10 protein-coding genes and 1 pseudogene are annotated in these 25,826 nt (G+C 70.9%); 8 read left to right on the top strand and 3 right to left on the bottom strand.

Annotation, left to right across the window (positions count from 1 at the left end):
* Positions 1 to 44 precede the first annotated feature (44 nt).
* The 8 genes from IEY95_RS02410 to IEY95_RS02375 all read left to right on the top strand — a co-directional run bounded on the left by IEY95_RS02410 (position 45) and on the right by IEY95_RS02375 (position 21,941).
* Entirely contained in the window at positions 45 to 971 is a 927-nt protein-coding gene (locus IEY95_RS02410; RefSeq protein WP_189184113.1) for an ornithine carbamoyltransferase, read from the top strand.
* Positions 968 to 2,308, top strand: coding sequence for an MFS transporter (locus IEY95_RS02405; protein ID WP_189184112.1), 1,341 nt, complete (start codon positions 968 to 970; stop codon positions 2,306 to 2,308). Before IEY95_RS02410 ends, IEY95_RS02405 begins: the two co-directional genes overlap by 4 nt.
* Entirely contained in the window at positions 2,301 to 3,071 is a 771-nt protein-coding gene (locus IEY95_RS02400; protein ID WP_189184111.1) for an ABC transporter ATP-binding protein, read from the top strand. The genes IEY95_RS02405 and IEY95_RS02400 overlap by 8 nt, the downstream gene beginning before the upstream one ends.
* Complete coding sequence (locus IEY95_RS02395) at positions 3,071 to 5,560, top strand: ABC transporter permease (RefSeq protein WP_189184110.1); 2,490 nt, start codon at positions 3,071 to 3,073, stop codon at positions 5,558 to 5,560. The genes IEY95_RS02400 and IEY95_RS02395 overlap by 1 nt, the downstream gene beginning before the upstream one ends.
* Positions 5,561 to 5,812: 252 nt before the next feature.
* A complete protein-coding gene (locus IEY95_RS02390; protein ID WP_028805844.1) occupies positions 5,813 to 6,028 on the top strand; it encodes an MbtH family protein in 216 nt (71 codons plus the stop codon).
* 142 nt (positions 6,029 to 6,170) lie between these two features.
* A complete protein-coding gene (locus IEY95_RS02385; protein WP_189184109.1) occupies positions 6,171 to 17,099 on the top strand; it encodes a non-ribosomal peptide synthetase in 10,929 nt (3,642 codons plus the stop codon).
* Entirely contained in the window at positions 17,096 to 19,981 is a 2,886-nt protein-coding gene (locus tag IEY95_RS02380) for a non-ribosomal peptide synthetase (RefSeq protein ID WP_189184108.1), read from the top strand. The genes IEY95_RS02385 and IEY95_RS02380 overlap by 4 nt, the downstream gene beginning before the upstream one ends.
* A gap of 109 nt (positions 19,982 to 20,090) precedes the next feature.
* Positions 20,091 to 21,941: an AfsR/SARP family transcriptional regulator gene (locus IEY95_RS02375; RefSeq protein WP_189184107.1), complete on the top strand. Its 1,851-nt coding sequence runs from the start codon at positions 20,091 to 20,093 to the stop codon at positions 21,939 to 21,941.
* A 100-nt stretch (positions 21,942 to 22,041) separates the two neighbouring features.
* On the opposite strand, the gene IEY95_RS02370 is transcribed toward IEY95_RS02375, so the two are convergent.
* From IEY95_RS02370 to IEY95_RS48640, 3 genes and pseudogenes are all read right to left on the bottom strand, one after another.
* Positions 22,042 to 22,200, bottom strand: coding sequence for a hypothetical protein (locus IEY95_RS02370; protein WP_189184106.1), 159 nt, complete (start codon positions 22,198 to 22,200; stop codon positions 22,042 to 22,044).
* A gap of 162 nt (positions 22,201 to 22,362) precedes the next feature.
* The gene (locus IEY95_RS02365) at positions 22,363 to 25,398 is read right to left on the bottom strand and encodes an AfsR/SARP family transcriptional regulator (RefSeq protein ID WP_444544756.1); all 3,036 of its coding nucleotides are present in this window, start codon (positions 25,396 to 25,398) and stop codon (positions 22,363 to 22,365) included.
* A gap of 302 nt (positions 25,399 to 25,700) precedes the next feature.
* Positions 25,701 to 25,826 (bottom strand): annotated as a pseudogene (locus IEY95_RS48640) (VOC family protein); the annotation flags it as partial.

Raw genomic sequence — 25,826 nt, 5'->3', positions numbered from 1 at the left:
CCTCCCGTTCCCCAAGAGCCCCACCAGAAGGGACCCCCATCGCCATGGGATCCGCGCGACACCTCATCTCCATCACCGACCTGACCGACGACGAGCTGCGCGGCATCGTGGCGAGAGGCGTCGAATTCGCCTCGGGAGAGCGGGCGAAGACACTGGACGGCGCCGTCGTCGGTGTCTACTTCCGGCGTACTTCGACCCGGACCCGCACCGCGTTCACGGCCGGCGCACTGCGCCTGGGCGCGCAGGCCGTGACGTTCGGGCCCGGTGATCTGCAGACCAACACCGGTGAGACCAGCGAGGACACCGGGCGGGTGCTCGCCGGGATGCTGGACCTGCTGGTGGCCCGGACCGCCGACGCCACCGCGGAGCTGCGGACCTGGGCGGCCGCCGGGGACATGTCGGTGGTCAACGCGATGAGCGCCGAGGAGCATCCGACCCAGGCGCTCACCGATCTGACCACGCTGCAACGGCACTTCGGGCGGGTGGACGGCCTGCGGCTGCTGTATGTCGGCGAGGGCAACAACAGCGCTGCCGCTCTCGCGCTGGCCCTCACCCGGTTCCCCGGCACCGAGCTGGAGCTGCGTACGCCGCCCGGCTACGGGGTCGCGCCGGAGGTGCTCGCCCGGGCGGCGGAGCAGGCGGTCCGCAGTGGTGCCAAGGTGAGCGAGCGGCACGACATGAGCGCGCTGCCGGCCGACCTCGACGCCGTCTACACCACGCGCTGGCAGACCACCGGCACCAGCAAGCCGACCGAGGACTGGCGCGAGGTCTTCGCGCCGTTCCAGGTCACCCGGGCGCTGTGGGAGTCCAGCCCGAAGGCCGCCTTCCTGCACGACCTGCCCGCCCACCGCGGCGAGGAGGTCACCGCCGAGGTCCTCGACGGGCCGGCGAGCATCGCCTTCACGCAGGCCACGCACAAGCTGCACAGCGCGATGGCGGTCCTGGAGTGGTGCTGGGCGGACGGACGATGACCAGTTCGGAACTGGAGGCGCGGGACGGCGGCGAGGAGAAGCTGCCGCCGCTGCGCAGCAACGCGCGGTTCCGGCTGCTGTGGGGCGGTTCCGCGCTGTCGGTCATGGCGGAACGCTCCTCGACCATGGCCTTCACCCTGCTGGTGCTCTGGCACACCGGGTCGAAGAGCGCGGCGGGTCTGGTCGGCTTCAGCGCCCTGCTGCCGATGCTGGTCATGCAGTTGCCCGCCGGTGTGCTGGTGGACCGCTGGGACAGACGGCGGGTGATGCTCGTGTGCGTGGCGGGTCGGGCGCTGGCGATCGGGTCGGTCGCCGTCTCGCTCGCCGGGGACGAGGTACGCGTCTGGCACATCGCGATCGTCGCCTTCGTCCAGGGCAGCCTCACCGTCTTCTACCAGCTCTCCGAACGGGCCGCCGTGCGTGGGGTCGTTCCGCCCCAGCAGGTGTCCACCGCGATGGCGCAGAACGAGGCGCGCTCCCGGGCGGTGAACTTCGTCGGGCATCCGGCGAGCGGTGTGCTGTTCGGCCTGTCGGCCTGGGTGCCGTTTCTGTCCAGCACCGGGCTGTACTTGATGTCCCTGCTGACGCTCGCCCGGCTGCGGATCCCCCACAAGAAGCGCTCCGGCAAGGTCAAGAGCGCCCGCGGGATGCGCGAGGAGATCTCCAGCGGACTGCGCTGGGTGTGGCAACGTGCCTATTTCCGCTCGGCGTTGCTCATCATCGCAGGCAGCAACCTCGTCTTCCAGGGGCTCATCCTCACCGTCGCCGTGATGGTCAGGGAGCAGGGCAGACCAGCGAGCACGGTCGGTCTGATCATGGCGGCCGGCAGCATCGGCGGACTTCTGGGAGCCTTCAGCGGCGGGTGGTTGAGCAGTCGGCTGCCGATGCGGCGCGTGATGATGTACGCGCATGTCGCCTGGGCCCTGATCATGCCAGGAACAGTATTTCTCTTGCATCCTGTGACACTTGGGATTCTCTTCTTCATAACGTCGCATATAGGAGCCGCTGTTACGGTCTCCGGTATGTCCCATCAGGTGCGCATCACGCCGGACGCCATGCAGGGGAGGGTCGGCAGCGTCGTCATGCTCCTTGTCTCCGGGGCGAGTTCGCTCGGCGCGCTCGGCACTGGCTACCTCCTCGAAGGTGTCGGTACGCGCGGGACACTGGCCATCGCATCCGGAGTGATGGCCCTGCTCGCCGTGGTGGCGACCGTCGTGTTCACCCGCCCCGGGGCGGAGCGCGAAGACCGGAGCGCCCAGGACGAGGCGTCCGGACCTCAGCGCGAGCTGACGGCCGGTCCCCCCACCACCATGACGCTACGGAGAATCGATGGATGACGCAGTGCGGCTGGAGTCGCTCACCAAGACCTATGGCTCGGGCACCGGCGCGGTCAGCGCGTTGCGCGAGGTCGACCTGTCCTTCCCGCGCGGCAGCTTCACGGCCGTGATGGGACCCTCGGGATCCGGCAAGTCCACGCTGCTGCAGTGTGCCGCCGGACTCGACCGGCCCACGTCCGGGCGGGTGTTCATCGACGGCACCGACATAGGCGGCCTGAACGAGACCCGACTGACCGAGTTCCGCCGGGAGTCCACCGGGTTCGTCTTCCAGGCGTTCAACCTGCTGCCCTCCCTGACCGCCGCACAGAACGTCGGGCTGCCGCTGCGGCTGGCCGGCCGTAAGCCCGGACGGAAGACCGTGCTGCGGGCGCTCGCCCAGGTCGGCCTCGAGGACCAGGCCGGCAAGCGGCCCAGCCAGCTCTCCGGCGGTCAGCAGCAGCGGGTGGCGGTGGCCCGCGCGCTCGTCACGCGTCCCGCCGTGCTCTTCGCCGACGAGCCCACCGGCGCGCTCGACATCACCACCGGCCGCGAACTGCTCGAAGTGCTGCGGAAGCTGGTGGGCAGCCCGGTCATGGGCGGCCAGGCCGCCGACGACCCCGAGCTCGTCGAGCCCACCACCATCGTGATGGTCACGCACGACCCGAACGTCGCCTCGTACGCGGACCGCGTGGTGTTCCTCGCCGACGGCGCGCTGGTCGGCGAGCTGACCACGCCGACGGCAGAGGCGGTCGCCGCCCGCATGACCGATCTGGCGGTGTCGTAGTGCTCGGCATCGCCCTCCAGACCCTTCGGGCGCGCTGGGTGTCGTTCCTCGGCACCATCGTGGCGCTCGTGCTCGGCGTCGCGCAGGTGGCCGCGATGGGCGTCCTGCTGATGACGATGCTCGACCTGCCCGACCGACCGCCCGAGCGGTTCGCCCAGGCCTCGGCCGTGGTGCTGCCCACCGACCCCGACTGGGACCCAGCCCATCACGACCTCGGCGTCCGCTCGCTGCCGGAGGCCGAGGGCGTCTCGAAGGACCTGCTGAGCCGGGTCTCGGCCACCGGGGAGACCGTCGTCGACCGGGCCTTCTACGCCCAGCTCCACGACGGACCGAAGAACCAGGTCGGCCACCCCTGGGCGGTCGCGCGCTTCGGCGGCTACAAGCTGACGAACGGCCGACAGCCCACCGGGGACCGGGAGATCGTCGTCCCCTCCGACCAGGCGCACACCGGCGAGAAGGTCACGGTGATGACCGCCGCCGGAGTCTCCACGTACACGGTGTCCGGCACGGTCGCCCCGGTCGACTGGGAGAACGCGGTGTTCTTCGGCGACGCCGAGGCCGCCCGGATCTCCCCGCGCATCCAGGCCCTGGTGGCGCTCGGACCGATCGACCAGGTGCGCGGCGCCGTCGGCAAGGACGCCGAAATCCTCACCGGCAAGGACCGGCACAAGGCCGACGCCAGCGAGGCCGAGGACCGGGAAACCCTCGACAACACCATCACGCTCGTCCCGGTGATGGCGTCCGTCGCGGGCACCACCTCCGTCTTCGTCGTGGCGTCCACCTTCGCCTTCGCCGTCATCCAGCGGCGCCGCGAGGTCGCCCTGCTGCGCACCGTCGGTGCCACCCCCAAGCAGGTCCGCCGGATGGTCCGCGGCGAGGCCCTGCTCGTGGGCACGCTGGCCTCCGCGCTCGGCACGGCCCTTGGCCTGTACGGGGCGCAACTGCTCACCGACATGCTCATCGACCTGGACATCTCACCGCCCTGGTTCCGTGTGCGGCCCTCGCTGCACTGGACGGTGACCGCTCCGCTGGCCGGCGCGTTCCTCGTCGGTGTGCTGGTGGCGCTGTGCGGGGCGGCCGCCGCCGCGCACCGCGCCGGACGCGTACGGCCCGTCGAGGCGCTGCGCGAGGCCGCGGTCGACGACTCCGGGATGACGCCGGGCCGACTGCTGATCGGCGCCCTCGGCGTGGGCGGCGGCGTGGGGCTCGCGGCGTGGATCGCGGTGGGCAAACCGGCCACGATCCTCTCGCCCAACACCTATGTCACCGAACTGCTCGTCCCGGTGCTGGCCGCCGCCGTCATCGCGCCTCTCGCCATCGGCCCGCTGGCCCGACTGCTGATGTGGCCCTTCCGCAACTCCGCCGGGCCCACCGCGATGCTGGTCCGTGAGAGCGTGCTCACCTCACGCAGGCGTACCGCCGCCACCGCGGCACCCATCCTGCTGACCGTCGGCCTCGCCCTGTCGCTGCTCGCCGCCACCGACTCGCTCGGCGCGGCCCGCGACCACGGACTGCGCAACCAGGTCGCCTCCGACTACGCCCTCGCCCCCGACGGCACCCCGGGCATCAGCCCCGAAGTCGTCGACCGGGTCAAGAAGATTGACGGCGTACAGATCGCGGCGCCCCTCCTCACCACCGTCTACACCCGCGACGAGGACCGCTACGACGAGAACGACGGCATGGTCGTGGACACCTCCGCGCTCAAGCGGACCATGGACCTCACCATCACCGAGGGCTCCCTCGACAAACTCGACGACAACAGCATCGCCGCCCCCGACCTGTGGGGCTGGGACGCCGGCACGACGCAGAAGATCCTCCTCGGCGACGGCGAGGAGGCCACGCTGAAGGTCGCGGCGGTCTACAAGGCCATGCGCGGCGAGGACGTCGCCTACCTCCCGGAACGCTTCGCCCCGTCCGCCGCCTACGCCCGCGACGGCCTCGCCCGCCGCGCCTACATCACCCTCGATCCGGGAACGGACAAGGCAACCGCCACCGCGGCCATCGCGAAGGCCGTCCAGGGCACGGGGGCACGCTTCCTGACCCGCGACGCACTGGTCGCCTCGGAGAGCGCGTACGCCCGCCACCTGATCGAGGTGCGGCAGCGCTCGACAGCCGTGATCGTCGTGCTGTTCTGCTTCATCGCGATCCTCAACACCCTGCTCATGGCGACCTCCGACCGGCGTCGCGACCTGGCGGTGCTCCGCCTGGCGGGGGCCACCCCCAAGCAGGTCGTACGGTTCTTCGTCGCCGAATCGCTGCTGGTGGCCGGCATCGGCATCGTCCTCGCACTGGTCGCCTCCGCCGTCAACATCGCGGCCCTGTGGGCGGCACTGCTCCAACTCTTCGGGACGACACCGATCGTGGCGCCGTGGCTCGTGGTCGTCGGCATCGCCGCCGTCTCCACCGTGCTCGCCGTCATCGGCACGGTGCTGCCGGTCTCGGCGGCGCTGCGCTCCCGGATCGTCCAACTCGTCGGCGCCCGCGAATGACAACGTCCCACCGGTCGGACGCCCGCGCATAGGGCGGACGCTCACCCCGAAAGACCGCGCGCGGCCTGGTCCCTCCCCCCGTGGGGACCGGGTCGCGCGCTTTTCCATGCCCAGGGGCCACCCCCGGCGTGCATGCATGCGTACGACAGTTCGCGTAGAGGCCCGGTATAGGCCCCCACCGGAAGCTGACGGCGGATCCGGGTTCGCATCCCGGTCCGCTGTCCGAACAGACCTCCGAGAGGGAGAGCCGACATGGCTGACGAGCAGACCGACGACCGCGTGTACCGGGTGGTGCTCAACGACGAGGAGCAGTACTCCATCTGGGCCGCGGACCGGGACCTGCCCGCGGGCTGGCACGCGGAAGGCACCGAGGGGACCCGCCAGGAGTGCCTGGACCGCATCGAGGAGGTCTGGACGGACCTGCGCCCGGCGAGCCTGCGCCGCCGCATGGAGCAGGCCACCGCCTGAGACGCGTCCGCCTGAGGGCAGCGCCCGAGAGACGTCCGCCCGAGGGGCCGGCGTCCGGGACGTCCGTCCTGAGGCGCACGCACACGCACAGCACCACGGCCGAGAACCGAAAGAAGCACACGGTGGGGGAGGAGCGCTCAGCATGAGCACGGGCGGAGTTCGTACGGGCCAGGAAGCCGGGGACCAGCGCGAGGAACTGGTGCGCGCCCGGCTCGCCGGTGCCCGCCGGGGGCGGCGCGCCGCACTGCGGCGGGCGGACCGGGACGGTCCCCTGGCCCTCTCCCACGGCCAGCAGCAGATGTGGTTCCTCAGCCGCCTCGACCCGGACAGCTGGGAGTACAGCGTCCCGGTCGTCCTGCGGCTGCGGGGACCGCTCGACGCAGACGTGCTGCGCCGCGGCCTCGAGGCGCTGCTCTCCCGGCACGAGATTCTGCGCACCCGCTATCGTCTCGACGGCGCGGAGCCGGTCCAACTCATCGACCCGCCGGGCCCGTTCGACCTCCCGGTCGACGATCTGACGGGACTGGCCGACGCGGCGGAGCGGGAGCGGCAGGCGCTGAGTCTGGCCGAGGCCGAACCGGGCCGCCCCTTCGACCTGGAGCGGGGCCGGCCACTGCGCGCCCGGCTGATCCGCCTCGCGGACGACGACCATATCCTGGCCCTGGTACTGCACCACGTGGCCTGCGACGAATGGTCCGTCGGCCTGCTGCTCGGCGAACTCGCCGCCCTGTACGAGGAGTTCACGACAGGCAGGCCCGATCCGCTCCCCTCGGTCGACTTCCAGTACGCGGACTACGCGGCCTGGCAGCGCTCCCGCCTCGCCGACGGCACCCTCGACCCCCAACTCTCCTACTGGCGCGAACAGCTGGAGGGCATCACCGCCCTGGAGGTACCGACCGACCGGCCCCGCCCGGCCACCCGCAGCTGGGAGGGCGACGCGGTACCCGTCCTCCTCCCCGCAGAGCTCACCGAACGGCTGCGCGCCCTCGGTTCGTCGCATGGCGCCACCCTCTTCACGACCCTGCTCACCGGCTATCAGGCTCTGCTGGCCCGCTACACCGGACGCACCGACATCCCCGTCGGTACCGTCGTGTCCGGGCGCGGCCGCCCCGAGCTGGAGCAACTCGTCGGCTACGCCATCAACACCCTGGTGCTGCGCGGCCGCTGGCAGGGCGACCCCTCGTTCCGCACACTTCTCGACGGCGCCCGCGCCACGGTCCTGGACGCCTTCGACCACCAGGAGTACCCCTTCGCCCGGCTGGTCGACGAGCTCCAGCCCGAGCGCGACATGTCCCGCACCCCGCTGTGCCAGGTCGCCTTCACCCTGCACCAGGAGCGCACCGAGGCCTTCCGCCTCCCCGGGGTGACCGCCGAGCCGCTCCGCGCCACCTCCCGCGTCTCCCGGTTCGACCTCACCCTCCAGCTGGGCGAGCGGGCGGACGGCTCCGTGCACGGCACGCTGGAATACAGCACCGCGCTCTACGACCGCGCAACGGCAGAGCGACTCGCCCGCCACTATGTGCGCCTGCTGGAGTCCGCGGCCACCGACCCGGACAGGGCGCTGTCGCTGCTCGACCTCCTTGACGACACCGACCTGGCCGTTGTCGCGCCCGCGCCGCGCCTCTTCCCGGCACCGGAGCGGTGCCTGCACGAGCTCTTCGAGGAGCGGGCCGCCGCCACTCCGGACGCCACGGCGATCGTCTTCGGCGGACAGCGGCTGAGCTACTCCGAGCTCGACACCCGTGCCAACCGGCTCGCCCACCACCTGCGCGAACTCGGCGCGGGCCCCGGGGAGTTGGTCGCCGTCAGCCTGGATCGGGGCATCGACCTCGTCCCCACCCTGATCGGCGTCCTCAAGTCCGGCGCGGCCTACCTTCCGCTGGACCCCGAACACCCGGCGGAGCGTCTCGCCTACACCCTCAAGGACGCCGGCGCCCGGATCGTCGTCACCTCGGACGCCCACGCCGAGCACCTCGCCGCCGCCCACGACGGCCGCCTGGTGAACCTGGACGGGGAGCGCGACACCGCTGCCCTGGCCGCCGCGCCCACCACCGCCCCCGCCTCCGGCGTCCGCCCCGACGACCTGATCTACACCATCTACACCTCGGGCTCCACCGGCCGCCCCAAGGGCGTCGGACTCACCCACGCGAACGTACTGCGCCTGTTCACCGTCACCGAGGAGCACTACGGCTTCGACGAGCACGACGTCTGGCCGCTCTTCCACTCGTACGCCTTCGACATGTCGGTCTGGGAGCTGTGGGGCGCCCTGCTGTACGGAGGCCGCCTGGTCGTCGTACCCCCGGACGTCGCCCGCTCCCCGGAGGACTTCCTGCGCCTGCTCGCCGACGAGCGGGTGACCGTCCTCAATCAGACCCCGTCCGGTTTCCGCGGCCTGGTCGCCCTCGCCGCCGACGGTCACCCGCTGATCGACGAACTCGCGCTGCGGGTCGTCACGTTCGGCGGCGAGCGCCTGGACATGCCGGCCCTGCGCCCGTGGGTCGCACGTCGCGGCCTCGACCGTACGACGCTGGTCAACATGTACGGCATCACCGAGACCACCGTGCACACCACCTACCACCCGGTCACCGACGCCGACCTCACCGCCGACCACGGCAATGACGTCGGCGTACCGCTGCACGACCTCCAGGTGCAACTGCTCGGCGCGCACGGCGAACTGGTGCCCATCGGCGTGCCCGGAGAGATCCATGTCGGCGGCCCCGGTGTCGCCCGCATGTACCTGGGCCGCCCACGGCTCACCGCCGAGCGGTTCATACCCGACCCGTACGGCCCGGCCGGCTCCCGCCTCTACCGAAGCGGCGACCTCGCACGCCGGCGTCCCGACGGCGGTCTCGACTACCTCGGCCGCATCGACCACCAGGTCAAGATCCGCGGACATCGCATCGAACTCGGGGAGATCAAGGCCGCGTTGACGGCCCACGCGCTGGTGCGCGACGCGGTCGTCGTCGCCCGCGAGGACACCCCCGGAGACAAGCGGCTCGTCGCCTACGTCGTGCTCGCGGGCGAGGCCGTCGTAGCCCCCAGCGAACTGCGCGCCCTGCTGGTCCGCACGCTGCCCGCCTACATGATTCCCACCGCCTTCCTGGCCCTCGGCAGGATCCCGCTCACCGTCAACGGCAAGCTCGACCAGGCAGCCCTGCCCGCGCCCGACCGGGGTGCCCTCGCCGTCGGACGGGCCCATGTCGCCCCGCGCACCGCCGCCGAGGAACGGATGACCGAGGTCTGGCGCGAGGTCCTCGGCGTCGACCGGGTCGGCGTCACGGACAGCTTCTTCGACCTGGGCGGCGACTCGCTCCGCGCCGTCGCCCTGGCCGCCGCGCTGCGCGACGCCGAGTACGACGTGACCGTCCGCGACGTCTTCGCGCACCGCACGCCGGCCGAGCTCGTCGAGTTCCTCACCGGACGCCCGGCCCCTGCCCGCGCGGAACCGGGCGTCGCCCCCCTCGCTCTCCTCACGGACGAGGACCGCGCGCTTCTGCCGGAGGGTGTCGTCGACGCCTATCCGCTCGCCCAGGTGCAGCTCGGCATGGTCGTGGAGATGCTCGCCGACGACGGCCGCAACCATTACCACAACTCGACCTGCTTCCGGATCCTCGACGAGGACCCCTTCGTCGCCGAGGCGCTCCAGCAGGCCGTGCAGGTCGTCATCGGCCGCCACGAGATCCTGCGCACCTCGTTCGCGCTCGACGGGTTCTCGGTGCCGCTCCAGTTGGTCCACGATCCGTCGTGTGTCAACTCACCCGTACGCACACGAGACTTGACCGCCCTCGACGCCGACGCGGCCGAGCAGTCCCTGCGCGCCTTCATGACCGAGGAACGCGCCGAACTCTTCGACCTGACCCGGCCCCCGCTGATCCGCTTCACCGCGCACACCCGCGACGACGGCAGCTGGTGGCTCACCCTCACCGAGTGCCACGCGGTCCTGGAGGGCTGGAGCCATCACTCCCTCCTGATGGAACTCGTCACCACCTACCGGGCCTTGCGTGACGGGCAGCCCCTCCAGGAGCCCGAGCCCGCCGCCGTGCGCTACGCGGACTTCGTGGCAGCCGAGCTGAGCTCCCTGGACTCGGACGACGACCGCGACTACTGGCACGGCATCGTTGACGATCACCCCAAGTTCGTACCGCCCGCCGGATGGGGCGACGACCCGCTCACCACATCTCGTGGCCTGCACCGCGCCTGGGTCCCCTACCACGATCTCGAATCCGGGCTGCGCGCCCTGGCGAGCGAGGCCCAGGTCCCCATCAAGAGCGTGCTGCACGCCGCTCACCTGAAGGTGATGAGCCGGCTCACCCCCGAGGAGACGTTCCGCACCGGACTGGTCACCAACGCCCGCCCGGAAGCCGTCGGCGCCGAACGCGTCCACGGCGTCTACCTCAACCCCCTGCCCTTCGCCTTCCGGCGCGGCGCCCGCACCTGGCGCGAACTCGTCCGCCAGGTCTTCGACCAGGAGATCGAGGTCTGGCCGCACCGCCGCTACCCGCTCGGCGCCATGCAACGCGAATTCGGCGCCGGCGAACGCCTCGTGGACGTCCGCTTCAGCTACCAGAACTTCCGCCAGGTCGACCAGGACCTGATCGACTACGCCGCGACCATCGACGACAGCCCCACCGAGTTCCCGCTCGGCGTCTCGACCCGCGCCGGCTTCATGGTGATCACCGCCAACCGGCACATCATCGGCCGCGCGGGCGTCGACCGGCTCGCGTCCATGTACCGCTCGGTCCTCGAATCCATGGCCGCGGACGCGGACGGCGACGCCGGGCAGGCTGTCCTGCCGGGCGGTGAGCGGGAGTTGGTGCTCTCGTCGTGGAATGACACGGCGTCGCCGGTTCGCGAGGTGTCGGTCTCCGAGCTGATCGCGGAGCGGGCGGCCGAGTCGCCGGGTGCGGTGGCGGTGGAGGCGAAGGGGCTGCGCCTCACGTTCGGCGAGCTGGACGTGCGGGCCAACCGTCTTGCGGGGGCGCTGCGTTCTCGTGGTGTGGGCGCTGAGTCATCGGTGGCGGTGTTGCTGGATCGTTCGGTGGATCTGGTGGTGGCGTTGCTGGCGGTGTGGCGGGCGGGTGCGGGCTATGTGCCGCTCGATCCGGTGCTGCCGGTCGACCGTGTGGCCGGAATGCTCGCGGATGCCGGGGTGTCGGTGGCGGTGACGTCGGCCGAGTATGTGGACCGTTTCACCGTGGATGTCGTACGCGCGGATGAGGAGCACCCGGAGGCGGGGCTGTTGCCGTCGGTGGATCTGGACTCGCTGGCGTACACGATTTTCACGTCGGGGTCGACGGGCCGGCCGAAGGGCGTGCAGGTCACGCATCGCAGTCTCGCCAACCATGTGGACTGGGCGGTGCGGGAGTTGGCTTCCTGTGGGTCTGGTGGTGCGCCGGTGTTCTCGTCGGTGGCGTTCGACCTGGTGGTGCCGAATGTGTGGGCGCCGTTGGTGGCGGGGCAGCGGGTGTGGTTGTTCGACGGTGAGCTGACGGAGCTGGGACGGGCGCTGGCTGAGGCCGGCCCGTTCTCCTTCCTGAAGCTGACGCCTGGTCATCTTGAGGTGATCGGCGGCCAGCTGAGCGACGAGGAGATCCGCGCGCTGACGACTCGGATCGTGGTGGCGGGTGAGGCGCTGCCTGGTGCCCTCGTGGAGCGCTGGCGCCGACTGCTGGGCGACGGGCGACTCGTGAACGAGTACGGTCCGACCGAGGCGACCGTCGGCACCTGTGTCTTCCCGATCCAGGAGGCCCACGAAGGCGTGGTCCCCATCGGACATCCCCTGCCGAACATGACGATGCGCGTCCTGGACGGGCGCCGGCAGCCCGTTCCGGTGGGTGTCGTGGGGGAGTTGTACGTCGGCGGCGTCGGCGTCGCGCGTGGCTATGTCGGTGATGCGGTGCGGACGGCGGAGCGGTTCCTGCCCGACCCGTACGGCGAGCCGGGGTCCCGGATGTATCGGACGGGTGACCTGGTGCGCTGGCGTGCCGACGGTGCCGTGGAGTTCCTGGGGCGTATCGACGATCAGGTGAAGGTGCGCGGCTACCGCATCGAACTCGGTGAGATCCGGGCCGCGTTGATCGCCCACCCGGAGGTCTCCGACGCGGCCGTGACCGTGACCGACGACCAGCGACTGGTCGCCTACGTGGTCGGCGGCACCGAGGGCCTGCGAGAGGCACTGGCGCCGGTGCTTCCCGAATACATGGTGCCGTCCCTCTTCATCGAGCTGGACAGGATCCCGCTGACGGCGAACGGCAAGCTTGACCGGCGTGCCCTGCCGGCCGCGGAGGCGACCGCCGCGGACACGTACATCGCGCCCCGCTCGGAGACCGAGGAGAGGATCGCCGCGATCTGGGGCCAGGTGCTTGGCCTGGACAAGGTCGGCGTCGAGGACAACTTCTTCGACCTCGGCGGGCACTCGATCAAGGCGATCGCCCTGGTCGGTGCCCTGCGGGCCGAAGGCTTCGAGGCGGCCGTGGGCGATGTCTTCCGCCACCGGACCGTGGCAGGACTCGCGACAGCGCTGCGCGCGAGTACCGGTACGCCCGAAGCGGATCCCTCTGTCGTGGCACCCTTCGCCCTGATCTCGCACGAGGACAGGGCCAGGCTGCCCGAGGGACTGGCCGACGCCTTCCCGCTGGCCCAGGTGCAGCTCGGCATGCTGGTGGAGATGCTGGCCGACGACGGCCTGAACAAATACCACAACACCACCACGTTCCGGATCAGGGACGGCCGGGTCTTCGACGCCGATGCGCTGGAACAGGCGGCGCGGGCGCTGGTGGAGCGGCACGAGATGCTGCGGGCGTCGTTCGCGCTGGAGGGCTACTCCGTACCGCTGCAGCTCATCCACCCGAGCGCGCGGATTCCGGTCACCGTGCACGACCTGCGGGGGCAGGACGAGGAGAGCCAGGCGGCCGCTCGTCGCGAGCATGTCGTCGGGGAGCGCGCCGCCACCTTCGACCTGGAGCGCCCGCCCCTGCTGAGGATTTCGGCGCTCGTGGAGTCGGACGAGGCCTGGTGGCTGTCGGTCAGCGTCTGCCACCCCATCACCGAAGGGTGGAGCCACCGTTCGCTGCTCAGCGAGATCGTGGAGGGCTACCTGCGGGTGCGCGGCGGCGAGTCGCTGCCCGCGCCGGAGGCGCCCGCCGTGCGGTACGCGGACTTCGTGGCGGCCGAGCGGGCCTCCCTGGAGTCGGACGAGGACCGCGGCTACTGGCGTGGTGTCATCGAGGGCCACGCCAAGTTCGAGCTGCCCTCGGGCTGGGGCGGTGACGAGACGTCGCGCCCTGCGCACACCGTCCGCGTTCCGCTTGCCGACCTCGCGCCGGCATTGCGCGCTGCCGCGAGTGACACAGGTACCTCGCTGAAGGCCGTGCTGCACGCGGCCCACTTGAAGGTGATGAGCCTGCTCACTCCGGAGGAGGCCTTCCACACCGGCCTCGTCTGCAGCGGTCGCCCGGAGATCCTGGGCGCGGAGCGCGTGTACGGCATGTACCTCAACACCGTGCCGTTCGCCTTCCGGCGCGGCGCCCGCACCTGGCGCGAACTCGTCCGCCAGGTCTACGACCAGGAAGCGGCCCTCTGGCCCCACCGTCGCTTCCCGATGCCCGTGATGCAGCGCGAACTGGCCGACGGATACCGCCTGTTGGACGTCCGCTTCAGCTATCTCGATCTCAAGGACGCCCAGGCCGAGTCCGACATCGTCGACGCGGACTCCGGCATGGGTGAGGGCGCGACAGAATTCGGCCTCGCCATAGCGGCCCGTGCGAGCGGTCTGCTCCTCACGGCCGACCCCCGCCGCCTCACCCCGGCCGCCGTCGACCGGCTGGCGTCGATGTACCGGGCCGTCCTGGAGGCCATGGCCCAGGATGTCGACGGGAGCGCGGAGTCCACCTATCTGCCCAGTGGCGAAAGGGAATTGGTGCTCTCGTCGTGGAATGACACGGCGGCTGTGGTGCGTGAGGTGTCGGTGCCGGAGTTGATTGCGTTGCGGGCGGTGGAGTCGCCGGGTGTGGTGGCGGTGGAGGCGAAGGGTCTTCGGCTGACGTTCGGTGAGTTGGAGGACCGGGCGAATCGCTTGGCGTGGCGCCTGCGTGAGAGGGGGGTGGGTCCGGAGTCGTCGGTGGCGGTGTTGCTGGATCGTTCGGTGGATCTGGTGGTGGCGTTGCTGGCGGTGTGGCGGGCCGGCGCCGGTTACGTGCCTCTTGATCCGGTGCTGCCGCGTGAGCGTGTGGCCGGGATGCTGGCGGATGCCGGGGTGTCGGTGGCGGTGACGTCCGGGGCCTATGTCGACCGGTTCGAGGTCGATGTGGTGCGGGTGGATGAGGAGCATCCGGAGGCGGGGCTGCTGGAGCCGGTGGGGCTGGACTCGCTGGCGTACACGATTTTCACGTCGGGGTCGACGGGCCGCCCGAAGGGCGTCCAGGTCACGCATCGCAGTCTCGCCAACCATGTGGACTGGGCGGTGCGGGAGTTGGCTTCCTGTGGCTCGGGTGGTGCGCCGGTGTTTTCGTCGGTGGCGTTCGATCTGGTGGTGCCGAATGTGTGGGCGCCGCTGGCGGCCGGGCAGCGGGTGTGGCTGTTCGACGGTGAGCTGACGGAGCTGGGTCAGGCGCTGGCGGAGGCCGGCCCGTTCTCCTTCCTGAAGCTGACGCCGGGGCATCTGGAGGTGATCGGCGGCCAGCTGAGCGACGAGGAGATCCGCGCGCTGACGACACGGATCGTGGTGGCGGGTGAGGCGCTGCCTGGTGCCCTCGTGGAGCGCTGGCGTCAACTGCTGGGCGACGGACGGCTCGTCAACGAGTACGGTCCGACCGAGGCGACTGTGGGCACCTGTGTGTTCCCGGTCGAGGAGGCTCACGAGGGTGTGGTGCCCATCGGCCGCCCGCTGCCGAACATGACCATGCGCGTTCTGGACGCGCGCCAACTGCCCGTCCCGGTCGGGGTTGTAGGGGAGTTGTATGTGGGCGGCGCGGGTGTTGCGCGTGGTTACACCGGTGATGCGGTGCGTACGGCGGAGCGGTTCCTGCCCGACCCGTACGGCGAGCCGGGGTCCCGGATCTATCGGACCGGTGACCTGGTGCGCTGGCGTGCCGACGGTGCCGTGGAGTTCCTGGGGCGTATCGACGATCAGGTGAAGGTGCGCGGCTACCGCATCGAACTCGGTGAGATCCGGGCCGCGTTGGTCGCCCACCCGGAGGTCTCCGACGCGGCCGTGACCGTGACCGACGACCAGCGACTGGTCGCCTACGTGGTCGGCGGGGACGTGGACGCCCTGGGGGAGTGGCTGAACGGCACGCTTCCCGAGTACATGGTCCCCTCGGTGTTCGTCGCTCTGGACATGATCCCGCTGACCGCGAACGGCAAGCTTGACCGGCGTGCCCTGCCGGCCGCGGAGGCGACTGCCGCGGACACGTACATCGCGCCCCGCTCGGAGATCGAGGAGAAGATCGCCGCGATCTGGGGCCAGGTGCTTGGCCTGGACAAGGTCGGCGTCGAGGACAACTTCTTCGATCTCGGCGGGCACTCCATCAAGGCGATCGCCCTGGTCGGTGCCCTGCGGGCCGAAGGCTTCGAGGCGGCGGTCAGTGACGTGTTCCGTCACCGTACCGTGGCAGGACTCGCAGCGGCGCTGGGCACCGACGGCGGCGCGGACGAGGTGGACCGATCGGCTCCCACGGCCGTGGCACCCTTCGCGCTGGTCTCCGCGGACATCCGGGACTCCCTGCCCGAGGACGTCGTCGACGCGTACCCCCTCTCGCAGGTCCAGCTCGGCATGGTGCTCGAAATGCTGGCCGACGACGGCCTGAACAAGTACCACAACACGTCGACGTTCCGGATCAAGGACGGGCGGCCCTTCGACGAGGACGCGCTGGCCCGTGCCGCGCGCACGGTCGTGGAGCGGCACGAGATGCTGCGTACCTCCATCGAGCTGGAAAACTTCGAGGTGCCGCTGCAGCTGGTGCACGCGGCGGCCGAAGCCCCCGTCGTCGTACGGGATCTGCGGGGCAGCTCCGCCGAGGAGTTCGAGGAGGCGCGGCGGGCCCACATCGCACGCGAGCGCGCCGAGCTGTTCGACCTCGGGCGGGCACCGCTGCTGCGGATCTCCGCGCTCGTCGAGTCGGACGAGGCCTGGCACCTCGGATTCACGCACTGCCACGCCATCACCGAGGGCTGGAGCCAGCAGTCCCTGCTGATGGAGGTGCTGGGGCTCTATCACGCCTGGGCGGCGGGGGAGGAGCCCGAGACCCCCGAGCCCGCGCCCGTGCGGTACGCCGACTTCATCGCGGCCGAACTCGCCTCGCTCGACTCCGAGAAGGACCGCGCGTACTGGCGGCGGATCGTCGAGCAGCACGCCCCCTGGAGCCTGCCGTCGGACTGGGGCACCGGGCCGGGATCACCCCGTGAGGACTTCAAGCTGTCGGTGGAGTTCCGCGACATCGAACCCGCGCTGCGGGCACTGGCCGCCGAGACGGGGACCTCCTTCAAGGCGGTACTGCTGGCCGCCCATCTGAAGGTGCTGGGCACCCTCACACACGAAGAGGCCTTCCACACAGGCGTGTTGTACAGCGCACGGCCCGAGGTACCGGGCGTCGAGCGGGTGTACGGCATGTACCTCAACACGCTGCCTTTCGCCCATCGGCGCGGCGCTCGCACCTGGGGGGAACTCGTCCGACAGGTCTTCGACCGCGAGGCCGAGGTGTACGGGCACCGGCGTCATCCGCTGCCCGCCGTACAGCGGCTCGCGGGCGGCCGCCGCCTGTTCGACGTCATGTTCCGCTACCAGGACTTCCACCAGGTCGACACCGGCACGGTCGACGTACAGGCGGGGGCGGGCGACAGCTCGAACGAGTTCACGCTGTCCCTCGCCAATGTGCCGGGACGGCTCGTCCTGCGCGCGATCAGCACCGGACTGAGCCGGCCCAACGCCGAGCGGCTCGCCGGAATGTACCGGGCCGTCCTGGAAGCCATGGCCGCGGGCCCGGACGGCGACGCGCAGGCGACGGTCGTCCCGGAGGCGGAGCGCACGCAGATCCTCCAGGACTGGAACGACACCGAGGTGGAGTGGGAATGAGCAATCCCCGACCGGGAACGAGCCGACCCCGACAAGGACCGCGCCGTGTCCACGAAGTGTTCGCGGACACCGCCGCCGCCCGCCCGGGCGCCGTGGCCGTCGAGGCGGCGGACGGAACACTGACGTACGGCGAACTCGACCGGCAGGCCAACCGCGTCGCGCACCGGCTGCGTGCCGCGGGCGTCGGACCTGAGTCGGTGGTCGGCGTGCTGCTGCGCCGCCGCCGCGGCCTGCTGCCCGTGCTGCTCGGCATCTGGAAGGCCGGCGGCTCCCACCTCCCACTGGACCCGGCGCTACCGCGCGAGCGGCTCGGCTACATGCTGAGCGCGGCGGGCGCACGCCTGGTGGTGACGGAGACGGGGCTTGCGGACCGGATCGCCGGCGAGCCGCACGCCGTCCCCCTCGACGGCGGCGTAGGCACGCGGGGCAACGCGCCGAGTGACTACGACGGCGTACTCCTCGATGTGGAACGCGAGTGGGAGGCGATCGCGCGGCAGCCGGACTCCCCACCGGACCTCGGAGCGCGGGACGGGCTGCACCACAGTCTCGCGTACACCCTCTTCACCTCCGGCTCCACCGGCCGCCCCAAGGGTGTGCAGATCGCGCACCGCTCGCTGCTGAACCTGCTGTTCTCGATGCGGGAGCGGTTCGGGTCCGGGCCCGAGCACATCTGGCTGGCGGCCACCTCGCTGTCGTTCGACATCTCCGCCGCCGAGCTGTACCTGCCGCTGGTGACCGGTGGCCGGGTCGTGCTCGCCGGTGACGAGCAGACGGGTGACTCCGGGGCCTTGCTGGGGCTGATCGACGGCCGTGGCGTCACCCATGTCCAGGCCACCCCGGCCGGGTGGAAGCTGCTGCGGGCGGCGGGCTTCGAGCACCGCCCGGTCACCGGGATCACCACCGGGGAGGCCTGTCCGCCGCCCCTCGCCCGGGAGTTGCACGGACACGTGGACCGGCTCGTCGACCTGTACGGGCCGACCGAGACGACCATCTGGGCCACCGGCTGGGAGGTCGAGGCCGACGTGGAGAGCGTGCCGATCGGCCGGCCGATCCACAACATGCGGGCCTATGTGCTCGATCCGGCGCTGCAGCCGGTCCCCGTGGGTGTGGTGGGGGAGCTCTACCTGGGCGGCGTTGGTGTGGCCCGCGGCTATGTGGGGCGCCCCGCGCTCACGGCGGATCGGTTCCTGCCCGAGCCGTTCGGCGGGGCGCCCGGCTCCCGCATGTACCGGACCGGCGACCTCGCCCGATATCGCGCGGACGGCGAACTGGAGTATCTGGGCCGAGAGGACCATCAGGTCAAGATCCGCGGCTATCGCATCGAACTCGGTGAGATCGAGGAGCGGTTGCTGAGCCGGGAGGGCGTGCGGGACGCCGTCGTCGTGGTCCTCGAGGACGCCGGCGGGGAGAAGTGGCTCGCCGCGTACGTCGCGGTGGACCGCGCTGCGGGCCCGGACCAGGAGGCATTGCGCGACGGCCTGGCGGCGGAACTGCCCGCGTACATGGTGCCCGCCGCCTTCGTCCTGCTCGACGAACTGCCGCTCAGTGCGGCCGGAAAGATCGACCGCAAGGCACTCCCCGCCCCCGGCCGGTCCGCGCTGATCGCCGACCGGGCGTATGTGGCGCCCCGCACACCGACCGAGCAGCTCCTGGCGGACATCTGTACCGAAGTGCTGGGTGTCCCGGACGTGGGCGTTCGGGACCGGCTGGCCGATCTCGGGGCCGACTCCATGCGGATCGTCCATGTCCTCGCGGCGGCCCGCCGCGCGGGCGTCGGCATCACCCTGCGCATGCTCCTGGACAACGGCACGATCGAGGACCTCGCGAGGGCCCTCGGCGCAACGGGAACGACCACACCCACGGGAAAGACGACGACGATGACGACAGTCGCCACCGCCCCCCTCTCCTCGGCCGAAATCGAACGGGTCATGGCGGAGCACCGGATTCCGGGTGCCGCCATCGCCCTCCTGCGGGACGGCGAACCCGTCGGCGTCCACGCCCACGGCGTCCGCTCCACCGAGACGGGCGCGCCGGTGACCCTGCGCACCCGGTTCCAGGCGGGCTCGATCAGCAAGCACGTCACGGCGTTCGCCGCGCTGCGGCTCGTGGACCGCGGGATCCTCGACCTCGACGCGGACCTGGACGGCCTTCTCATCGGCCGTACGCTGCCCAGGGCGCCCGGCGGTCGGCCCGTCACGCTGCGCCAGTGCCTGACCAACACCTCGGGTCTCGCGGGCAGTCAGGCCACCTGGTGGCGTCCCGACGAGGCCATGCCGGACCTCTCCCGCATCCTGGACGAGATCCGGGCGGAGCACGAGCCGGGCTCCCTGTTCCGCAAGGACGGCGCCCAATGGGCGGTCGTGGAACAGCTCCTGACCGACATCACGGGGCAGGACTTCGACAAGGCCGTCCAGGAGCTGGTGTTCGAGCCGCTGGGCATGCGGGACAGCGGCTTCGGGGCACCCGGCGCACCGGACGCCGCCGCCGGACACGACCAGCACGGACGTGAACTGTCCGGCGGTCATCGGGTGCGTCCGGTGCGGGCGGGCAGCGGTCTGTGGTCCACGCCCGCCGACCTGGCCGTCTTCGCCGGGACGCTGCGCCGCGCCCACCAGGGCCTGTCCGAACTGTTGTCCGCGCGGCTCGCGGGCGTCATGCTCACGGAGGCGTTTCCCGGCAGTTTCTACGGTCTGGGCACGGTGGTCGACGGCACGCCGGGGGAGCCCGAGTTCGGCCACGGCGGACAGACCGCCGGCTTCCGCGCCCTCACTTCGGTGCGGCTGCGGTCGGGCGCCGGTTGTGTGGTGATGACGAATTCGGACAACGGCAAGGAGCTCCACCGGGCCGTCGCCGCCGCGCTCGGAAGGATCATCTCCGCCTAGCGCAAGGCACCGTCCGGCCAAAGAAGGCAACGGATAACGCAGGAATAACGGTCCTTCATAGTTTCTCCACCGAGCCAAGTTCCGCAGATGTCAGAACGGGGGGTGCCGAATGGACTTCCAAGTCCTCGGCCCGGTGGAAGCCCGCAAGGGTGGCGAAAGAATCGCACTGTCCGGATCCAAGGTGCACACGGTCCTCGCGAGCCTGTTGCTCGCCCGGGGGCGCGTCGTGTCCGACGAACGGTTGAGCTCCATGCTGTGGGGGTGGGAGCCGCCCGCCACGGCCGGAGCGCAGATCTACACCTACATGTCGCGCCTGCGCAAACTGCTGGGCGACGAAGTCGAGATCGACCGGCGCCCGCCGGGTTACGTCCTGCGGGCGCCGCACAGCACGGTCGACCTCCTGGAGTTCGAGCAGCTGGACCGCGAAGGGCGCACGGCACTGAGCCGCGGGCGCCATCTGGAGGCCAGCACCCTGCTGAGCCGGGCGCTCGGCCTGTGGCGGGGCGCCGCGCTCGGCAATGTGACGGAGTATCTGGCGGGCGCCGAGCTGGCCCGCCTCGAAGAACTGCGGCTGCACGCACTGGAAAGCCGCGTCGAGGCCGATCTGGAGCTCGGCCGGCATGAGCAGCTGACCGCTGAACTGACCGGCCTGGTCGCCGAGTTCCCGCTGCGTGAGAAGCTGCGTGCCCAGCTCATGACGGCCTTCTACCGCTGCGGCCAGCAGGCCGACGCGCTGCACACGTATCACGAGGGCCGAAAAGTGCTCGACGAGCAGCTGGGCATCGAGCCCGGCGAAGCCCTCGGCGCCACCTACCAGGCCGTCCTCGTGGGCAGCCTCGGCGCGAAGAAGGGAGCCCCGGCCCGTACGGTGGTCTCCGCGTCGTACGGCGGGGGCGATCCGCGCGACCCCTACGAGCCGCGTCCGGCGACGCTTCCTCCGGACATCGAGGACTTCATCGGGCGCGAAGAGGAACTGGCCGCGTTGTGCGGGCAGTTGGCCGAATCACGCAAGGGCGGCGGGCCCCGCGCCCTGCTGGTGACCGGTATGGCGGGAGTCGGCAAGACCGCCCTCGCGGTGCGGGCCGCGCACCGCAGCGCCGTGCACTTTCCCGACGGCCAGCTCTTCGCCGAACTGGCCCACCCGGACGGCCGCCCCAAGAAGCTGGGTGAGGTCCTGACGGTACTGCTGCGCGCCCTCGGCGCACCGGTGGACAGTACGGGTTGCACCGCCGACCTCGACGAACTGATCCGCCGCTACCGCACCCGCACGGCGGGCAGGCGCCTGCTCGTGGTCCTCGACGGCGCCGTCGACAGCCGCGAGCTGGATCTGCTGCTGCCGGGATCCGCCGCGGCCGCCGTCCTCATCACCGGACGGGCGAGGCTGACCCGGGTGGCCCAGGCGCGCACCACCGTCCTCACACCCTTCGAGCGGGACATGTCGTACGAGTTGCTGGCGGCCGGAGTCGGGCGCAGGCGGCTGCTCGCCGAGCCCGACGCCACGAACGAGGTGCTCGCCTACTGCGGAGGGCTGCCGCTCGCGGTGCGCATCGCGGGCAGTCGTCTGGCCGCGCGCTCGCACTGGCCGGTCTCCTGGCTGGCGTCCCGGCTCGCCGAGCCCGAGCATCGGTTGCGCGAACTCTCCTACGGAGGGTTGGAGTTGCGGCGCACGCTGCTCCCGTCGCTGCGGCAGCTGCCCAGACAGGCCGGGCGTACGCTCGTCCGCCTGGCGGGGATCGGCACCGAGCCGTTCCCCGCCCAGCGGGCTGCCCGGCATCTCGCCGAGCCCGAGTCCGCGGCCGAGGAGAGCCTGGAGCACCTGGTGGACGCGGCGTTGCTCGACATCTGCGGCGTCGACCGCCTCGGCCGTCCGCTGTACCGCTTCCACGAACTGGTGCTTCTCTTCGCCGAATCACTCGCGACTGCACATCGCGAACGGGAACGGTCCACCGCCGCGCACTGATGACAGCGTTGCCAACAGTTCCACATTCGGCCTGAATCGGGCCGACACAGGTCCGGCTCCGCAGCAGCGGAGCCGGACCGGTCAGTCGACGGCGGGTACCTCAGTGCCAGTCCTCTTCGTCGGGGCTGACGACCGTCGTGCTGGCCGGGCCGGCCCCGGTGGAGGCGGCGGTCAGGGAACTTGCCGCGCCGAGCGCGCAGAGCGCGATGATCCAGAGCATCACTATCTGCCTGGCCGTCGTGCTCCAGGTGTTCTGCATGGCGACTCCCGAGTCTTCTGCCGTAGCGGGTGCGGGTGAGGGGAAAGCGCCGGGCGCCGCCCTCTTCGTTCGCAATCGAAACTAGGGACATGCGGCTTCGGGCCACTATCGATCCGCCTTCGTCCCGCACTCCGCCGTCGGCCGGACCTACCGCCGGACCCCTCAGCGGCGTCGCCCCGACGTGGCGGCCGCCGCCCGCCCCGTGCTCGCACGATCCGGTGACCCGCCCGCGCCGGACGTCTGCGCCGCAGGAAGTGCCGGAGCCCTATCGGAGCCCAGCGCTTCGACAGCACGGTCGACCCGCTCCAGCCAGGGCTTCACATCGATGCGCGCGAAGCAGTCCCGGGCGTCCGCCAGATACCGCAGCGCGCGGGCACGGTGACCGCACTGCCCGCAGGCCTCGCCCAGCACCAGCTTGATCTTCCCCTCCACCAGCGGATTGCTGACCTGGTTCGCCGCGTCGAGGGCCTGCGTCAGCGTCATCCGGGCCTGCTCCGGGCGGCCCGCCCCGAGCCGTACCTCCCCGAGCGCCAGCAGCCCGTGCGCGAGCCCCAGCGTGTCGGCGTTGTCCTGCACGATCCGCACCATGCGCAGCAGGGCCTCCTCGGCCCGCGCGAAACGGCCCTGGGCCAGCAGCACCCGGCCCAGCCGATGGGTGGCGAGCGCCACACTGCGCGAGCCGCCGTCACCGATGGCCTCGGCGACCCGGACGGACTCGCGGCTCAGTTCGGCCGCCCGGTCGACATGTCCGCGGTCGAGCTCGATCTGCGCCATGTTGTTCAGCACATGGGCCTCGGAGGAGAGGTCACCCACCTCGCGGAAGACCTCGAGTGCCTCGGTGCTGCGGCTCATCGCTCGGGTCAGCTCGCCGCGCATCTCGTCGATCATCGCCATACTGCGCAGCACCAGCGCCCGCCCGTGCCGTTCCCCCGCCCGCGTGTGCAGCGCCAGAGCGGCGGCGAAGCACTCGTCGGCCTCGGGGAAGCGCCGCAGCCGCATCTCCAGCGCGCCCAGGATGTGCAGCATCGCGCCTTGCCCCCGGACGTTCCCGGCGGCCCGCGTCGCGGCGAGGGCGCGCTCCGTGCAGGCACGCCAGTCGTCGGTGTGGTCACGGGTCTCGAAGAGCACCACCGTGGACATGGTGAGATCCCAGGCCAGTTCGTCCAGGCCGAGCTCCGCCGCCTGCTCCACCACCGCGGACAGGGTGAGTCGCTCCGCCCCCAGCCACCGCAGCGGCCGGGCCGCGAGATCGGCGGCCACGTCGTCGGGCAGTGGGCGGCGCGGGGTCGTGCCGTGCAGGATGCTGAAGTCACCTCCGTAGAAGCGCCGGTGGGCCAGTTCCGCCAGGGACAGCGCAGTGCGGAAGACCCGCTCGCGGGCGGTCCGCCGCTCCTGCTCGGACTCCTCGTCGTGGGCGCGCTCGTGGGCGTACAGCCGCAACAGGTTCTGGAAGCGGTAGCGCGGCCGGCCCATCGCGTCGGCGCCGGTCACGTCCAGGAACTGGGCGTCGACCAGCTGTTCCAGGAGCCGTTCCGCCGTCGCGGGATCGGCGTCGACGAGCGCGGCGCCCAGCCACGGCGCGAAGTCCGGTACCTCCAGGAGCCCGAGGAGCCGGTAGAGCCGGGCCGCCGCATCGCTCAGGCACCGATAACTCAGCGCGAAGCCCGCCCTGACCTGTGACTCGCCCTCGCTCAGCTCGTCCAGCCGGCGGCGCTCGTCGCTGAGCAGGGAGACGAGCCGCGCTACCGTCCAGTGCGGCTTGGCGGCGAGCCGCGCCCCGGCGATTCTGAGGGCCAGCGGCAGCCGGTCGCACAGCTCGGCGACCCGGGCGACGGACGCGGGATCGTCGGCGACGCGCTGCTCACCGACGATACGACCGAGCAGTTCCACCGCCTCGGGCCCGGTCAGCCGACCCAGCTGCACCCGGGACTGCGGCGGCCAGGCGACCAGCTCGGTGAGCTGTTCCCGGCTGGTGATCAGCACACTGCAGCCGGGGCTGCTCGGCAGCAGCGGCACGATGTGCGGGTACGAATGCACGTTGTCGAGCACCACGAGCACCCGCCGCTCGGCCAGGATGCTGCGATACAGCGAGGCCCGCTCCTCCAGACCGACCGGGATCCGGTCGCCCGGTACGCCCAGCGAGCGCAGGAAGCGGCCGAGGACCTCGCCGACCGGGGCCGGTTCGTGATTCTCGTCGTAACCACGCAGGTCGGCGAAGAGGTGACCGTCGGGGAAGTGCTCGGAGACGCTGTGCGCCCAGTGCACGGCCAGGCAGGTCTTGCCGAGTCCGCCGACTCCGGTGATGAGTCCTGCCGTCGGCCCGCGCACCCCGTCGGTGCGCTCCAACAGAGCGTCCAGCAGCGCCATTTCCCGAACGCGACCGGTGAACCCAGGTACGTCCGGGGGAAGTTCGAACGGCTTGCCCACCAGATCCCGCGGTTGTTCGTGCTCCGCGGCGGACGGCCCCCGCTCGCCCGCAGCCGGAGTCACGTCGTCGTGCAGGATCGCGTCGTGCAACTCGCGCAGGGCGGGGCCCGGTTCGAGGCCGAGCTCGTTGATGAACAGGCGGCGCCCGAGGCGGAACGTTTCCATGGCCTCGGCGCGGCGGCCGGAACGGTACTGCGCGGTGATCAGATGGTGTCGGGTGCGCTCACGCATGGGGTGCGCGCGCACCGTGGCGTCGAGTTCCGGAATGATTCTCTGGTGATGGCCCAGTTCCAGTTCGACGGCGATCGCGTCGTCATACGTGTTGAGACGTAACTCCTCGAGACGCCGTGCCTCGTCCTCGACCGCCGCCCCGGTCACCCCCGCCAATGCGGGACCGTGCCACAGCCGCAACGCCTCGGAGTAGTGCCGGGCGGCATCGGGGAGCCGCTTCTCCTGCACGGCGCGCTCGGCGCCGGAGACGAGTGCCGAGAATTCGAGGCTGTCCAGCCGATGTCCACTGGCACGCAGCAGATATCCCGGATGGGCCGTGACGATGACTTCCTCGGAGAATCCAGCTTTCCTGAATGATTTGCGCAACGCGGCTATGCAAATCGATACCTGTGTACGTGCCGTGGCGGGCGGTTGGTCTCCCCAGACCGCGTCGACCAGCCTGTCGACCGATACGGTCCTCTCCGGATTCAGCAACAAGAGTGCCAAAATGGTCCGGTGACGCGGCCCGCCCACCTTCACTTGTCCGTCGTCCGTGAGCACGCTCAGCGGACCTAGAATCTTGAAGCGCAGCGGCTTCTCCACTTGCCCTCCCCTGCTCCGAAGTCCCTGCCGGAGCTCGCGGGTGCCCCGTGACGGGCCATGGTTGATCCATTCTATGCGCCACCGGATGTGGAATTGTTAATTCCATCGGAAGGGCTGGATTTGGTTGTTTCTGAATACGCGTCAGTAAGGTTGATGTTGAGTTAAGGGCTTTGTTTGCGGATCAATAATCCAGGCGAATGCCGATTCATGAACAAGGCTCAGGTTTCTTTGAACAGAGTTCAATCCTTTTGGCGACGTCCTCAGGGGCGGTAGCGCAGCGGGTGTTCCGCGGGGATCTCCACCACCACGATCTCGGTCCCGTCCGGGTCCGCGATCCACATCTCGATCAGTCCCCACGGCTCCTTCACCGGCTGCCGCAGCACCTC

This window comes from Streptomyces albiflavescens (genome assembly GCF_014645835.1).
GTDB lineage: Bacteria > Actinomycetota > Actinomycetes > Streptomycetales > Streptomycetaceae > Streptomyces > Streptomyces albiflavescens.
This window is presented reverse-complemented; position numbering and strand designations above follow the sequence as displayed.

Coding starts and splice junctions, on each gene's coding strand:
- IEY95_RS02375 (WP_189184107.1), top strand. CDS start 20,091: ATGGACTTCCAAGTCCTCGGCCCGGTGGAAGCCCGCAAGGGTGGCGAA.
- IEY95_RS02370 (WP_189184106.1), bottom strand. CDS start 22,200: ATGCAGAACACCTGGAGCACGACGGCCAGGCAGATAGTGATGCTCTGG.
- IEY95_RS02405 (WP_189184112.1), top strand. CDS start 968: ATGACCAGTTCGGAACTGGAGGCGCGGGACGGCGGCGAGGAGAAGCTG.
- IEY95_RS02385 (WP_189184109.1), top strand. CDS start 6,171: ATGAGCACGGGCGGAGTTCGTACGGGCCAGGAAGCCGGGGACCAGCGC.
- IEY95_RS02380 (WP_189184108.1), top strand. CDS start 17,096: ATGAGCAATCCCCGACCGGGAACGAGCCGACCCCGACAAGGACCGCGC.
- IEY95_RS02400 (WP_189184111.1), top strand. CDS start 2,301: ATGGATGACGCAGTGCGGCTGGAGTCGCTCACCAAGACCTATGGCTCG.
- IEY95_RS02390 (WP_028805844.1), top strand. CDS start 5,813: ATGGCTGACGAGCAGACCGACGACCGCGTGTACCGGGTGGTGCTCAAC.
- IEY95_RS02410 (WP_189184113.1), top strand. CDS start 45: ATGGGATCCGCGCGACACCTCATCTCCATCACCGACCTGACCGACGAC.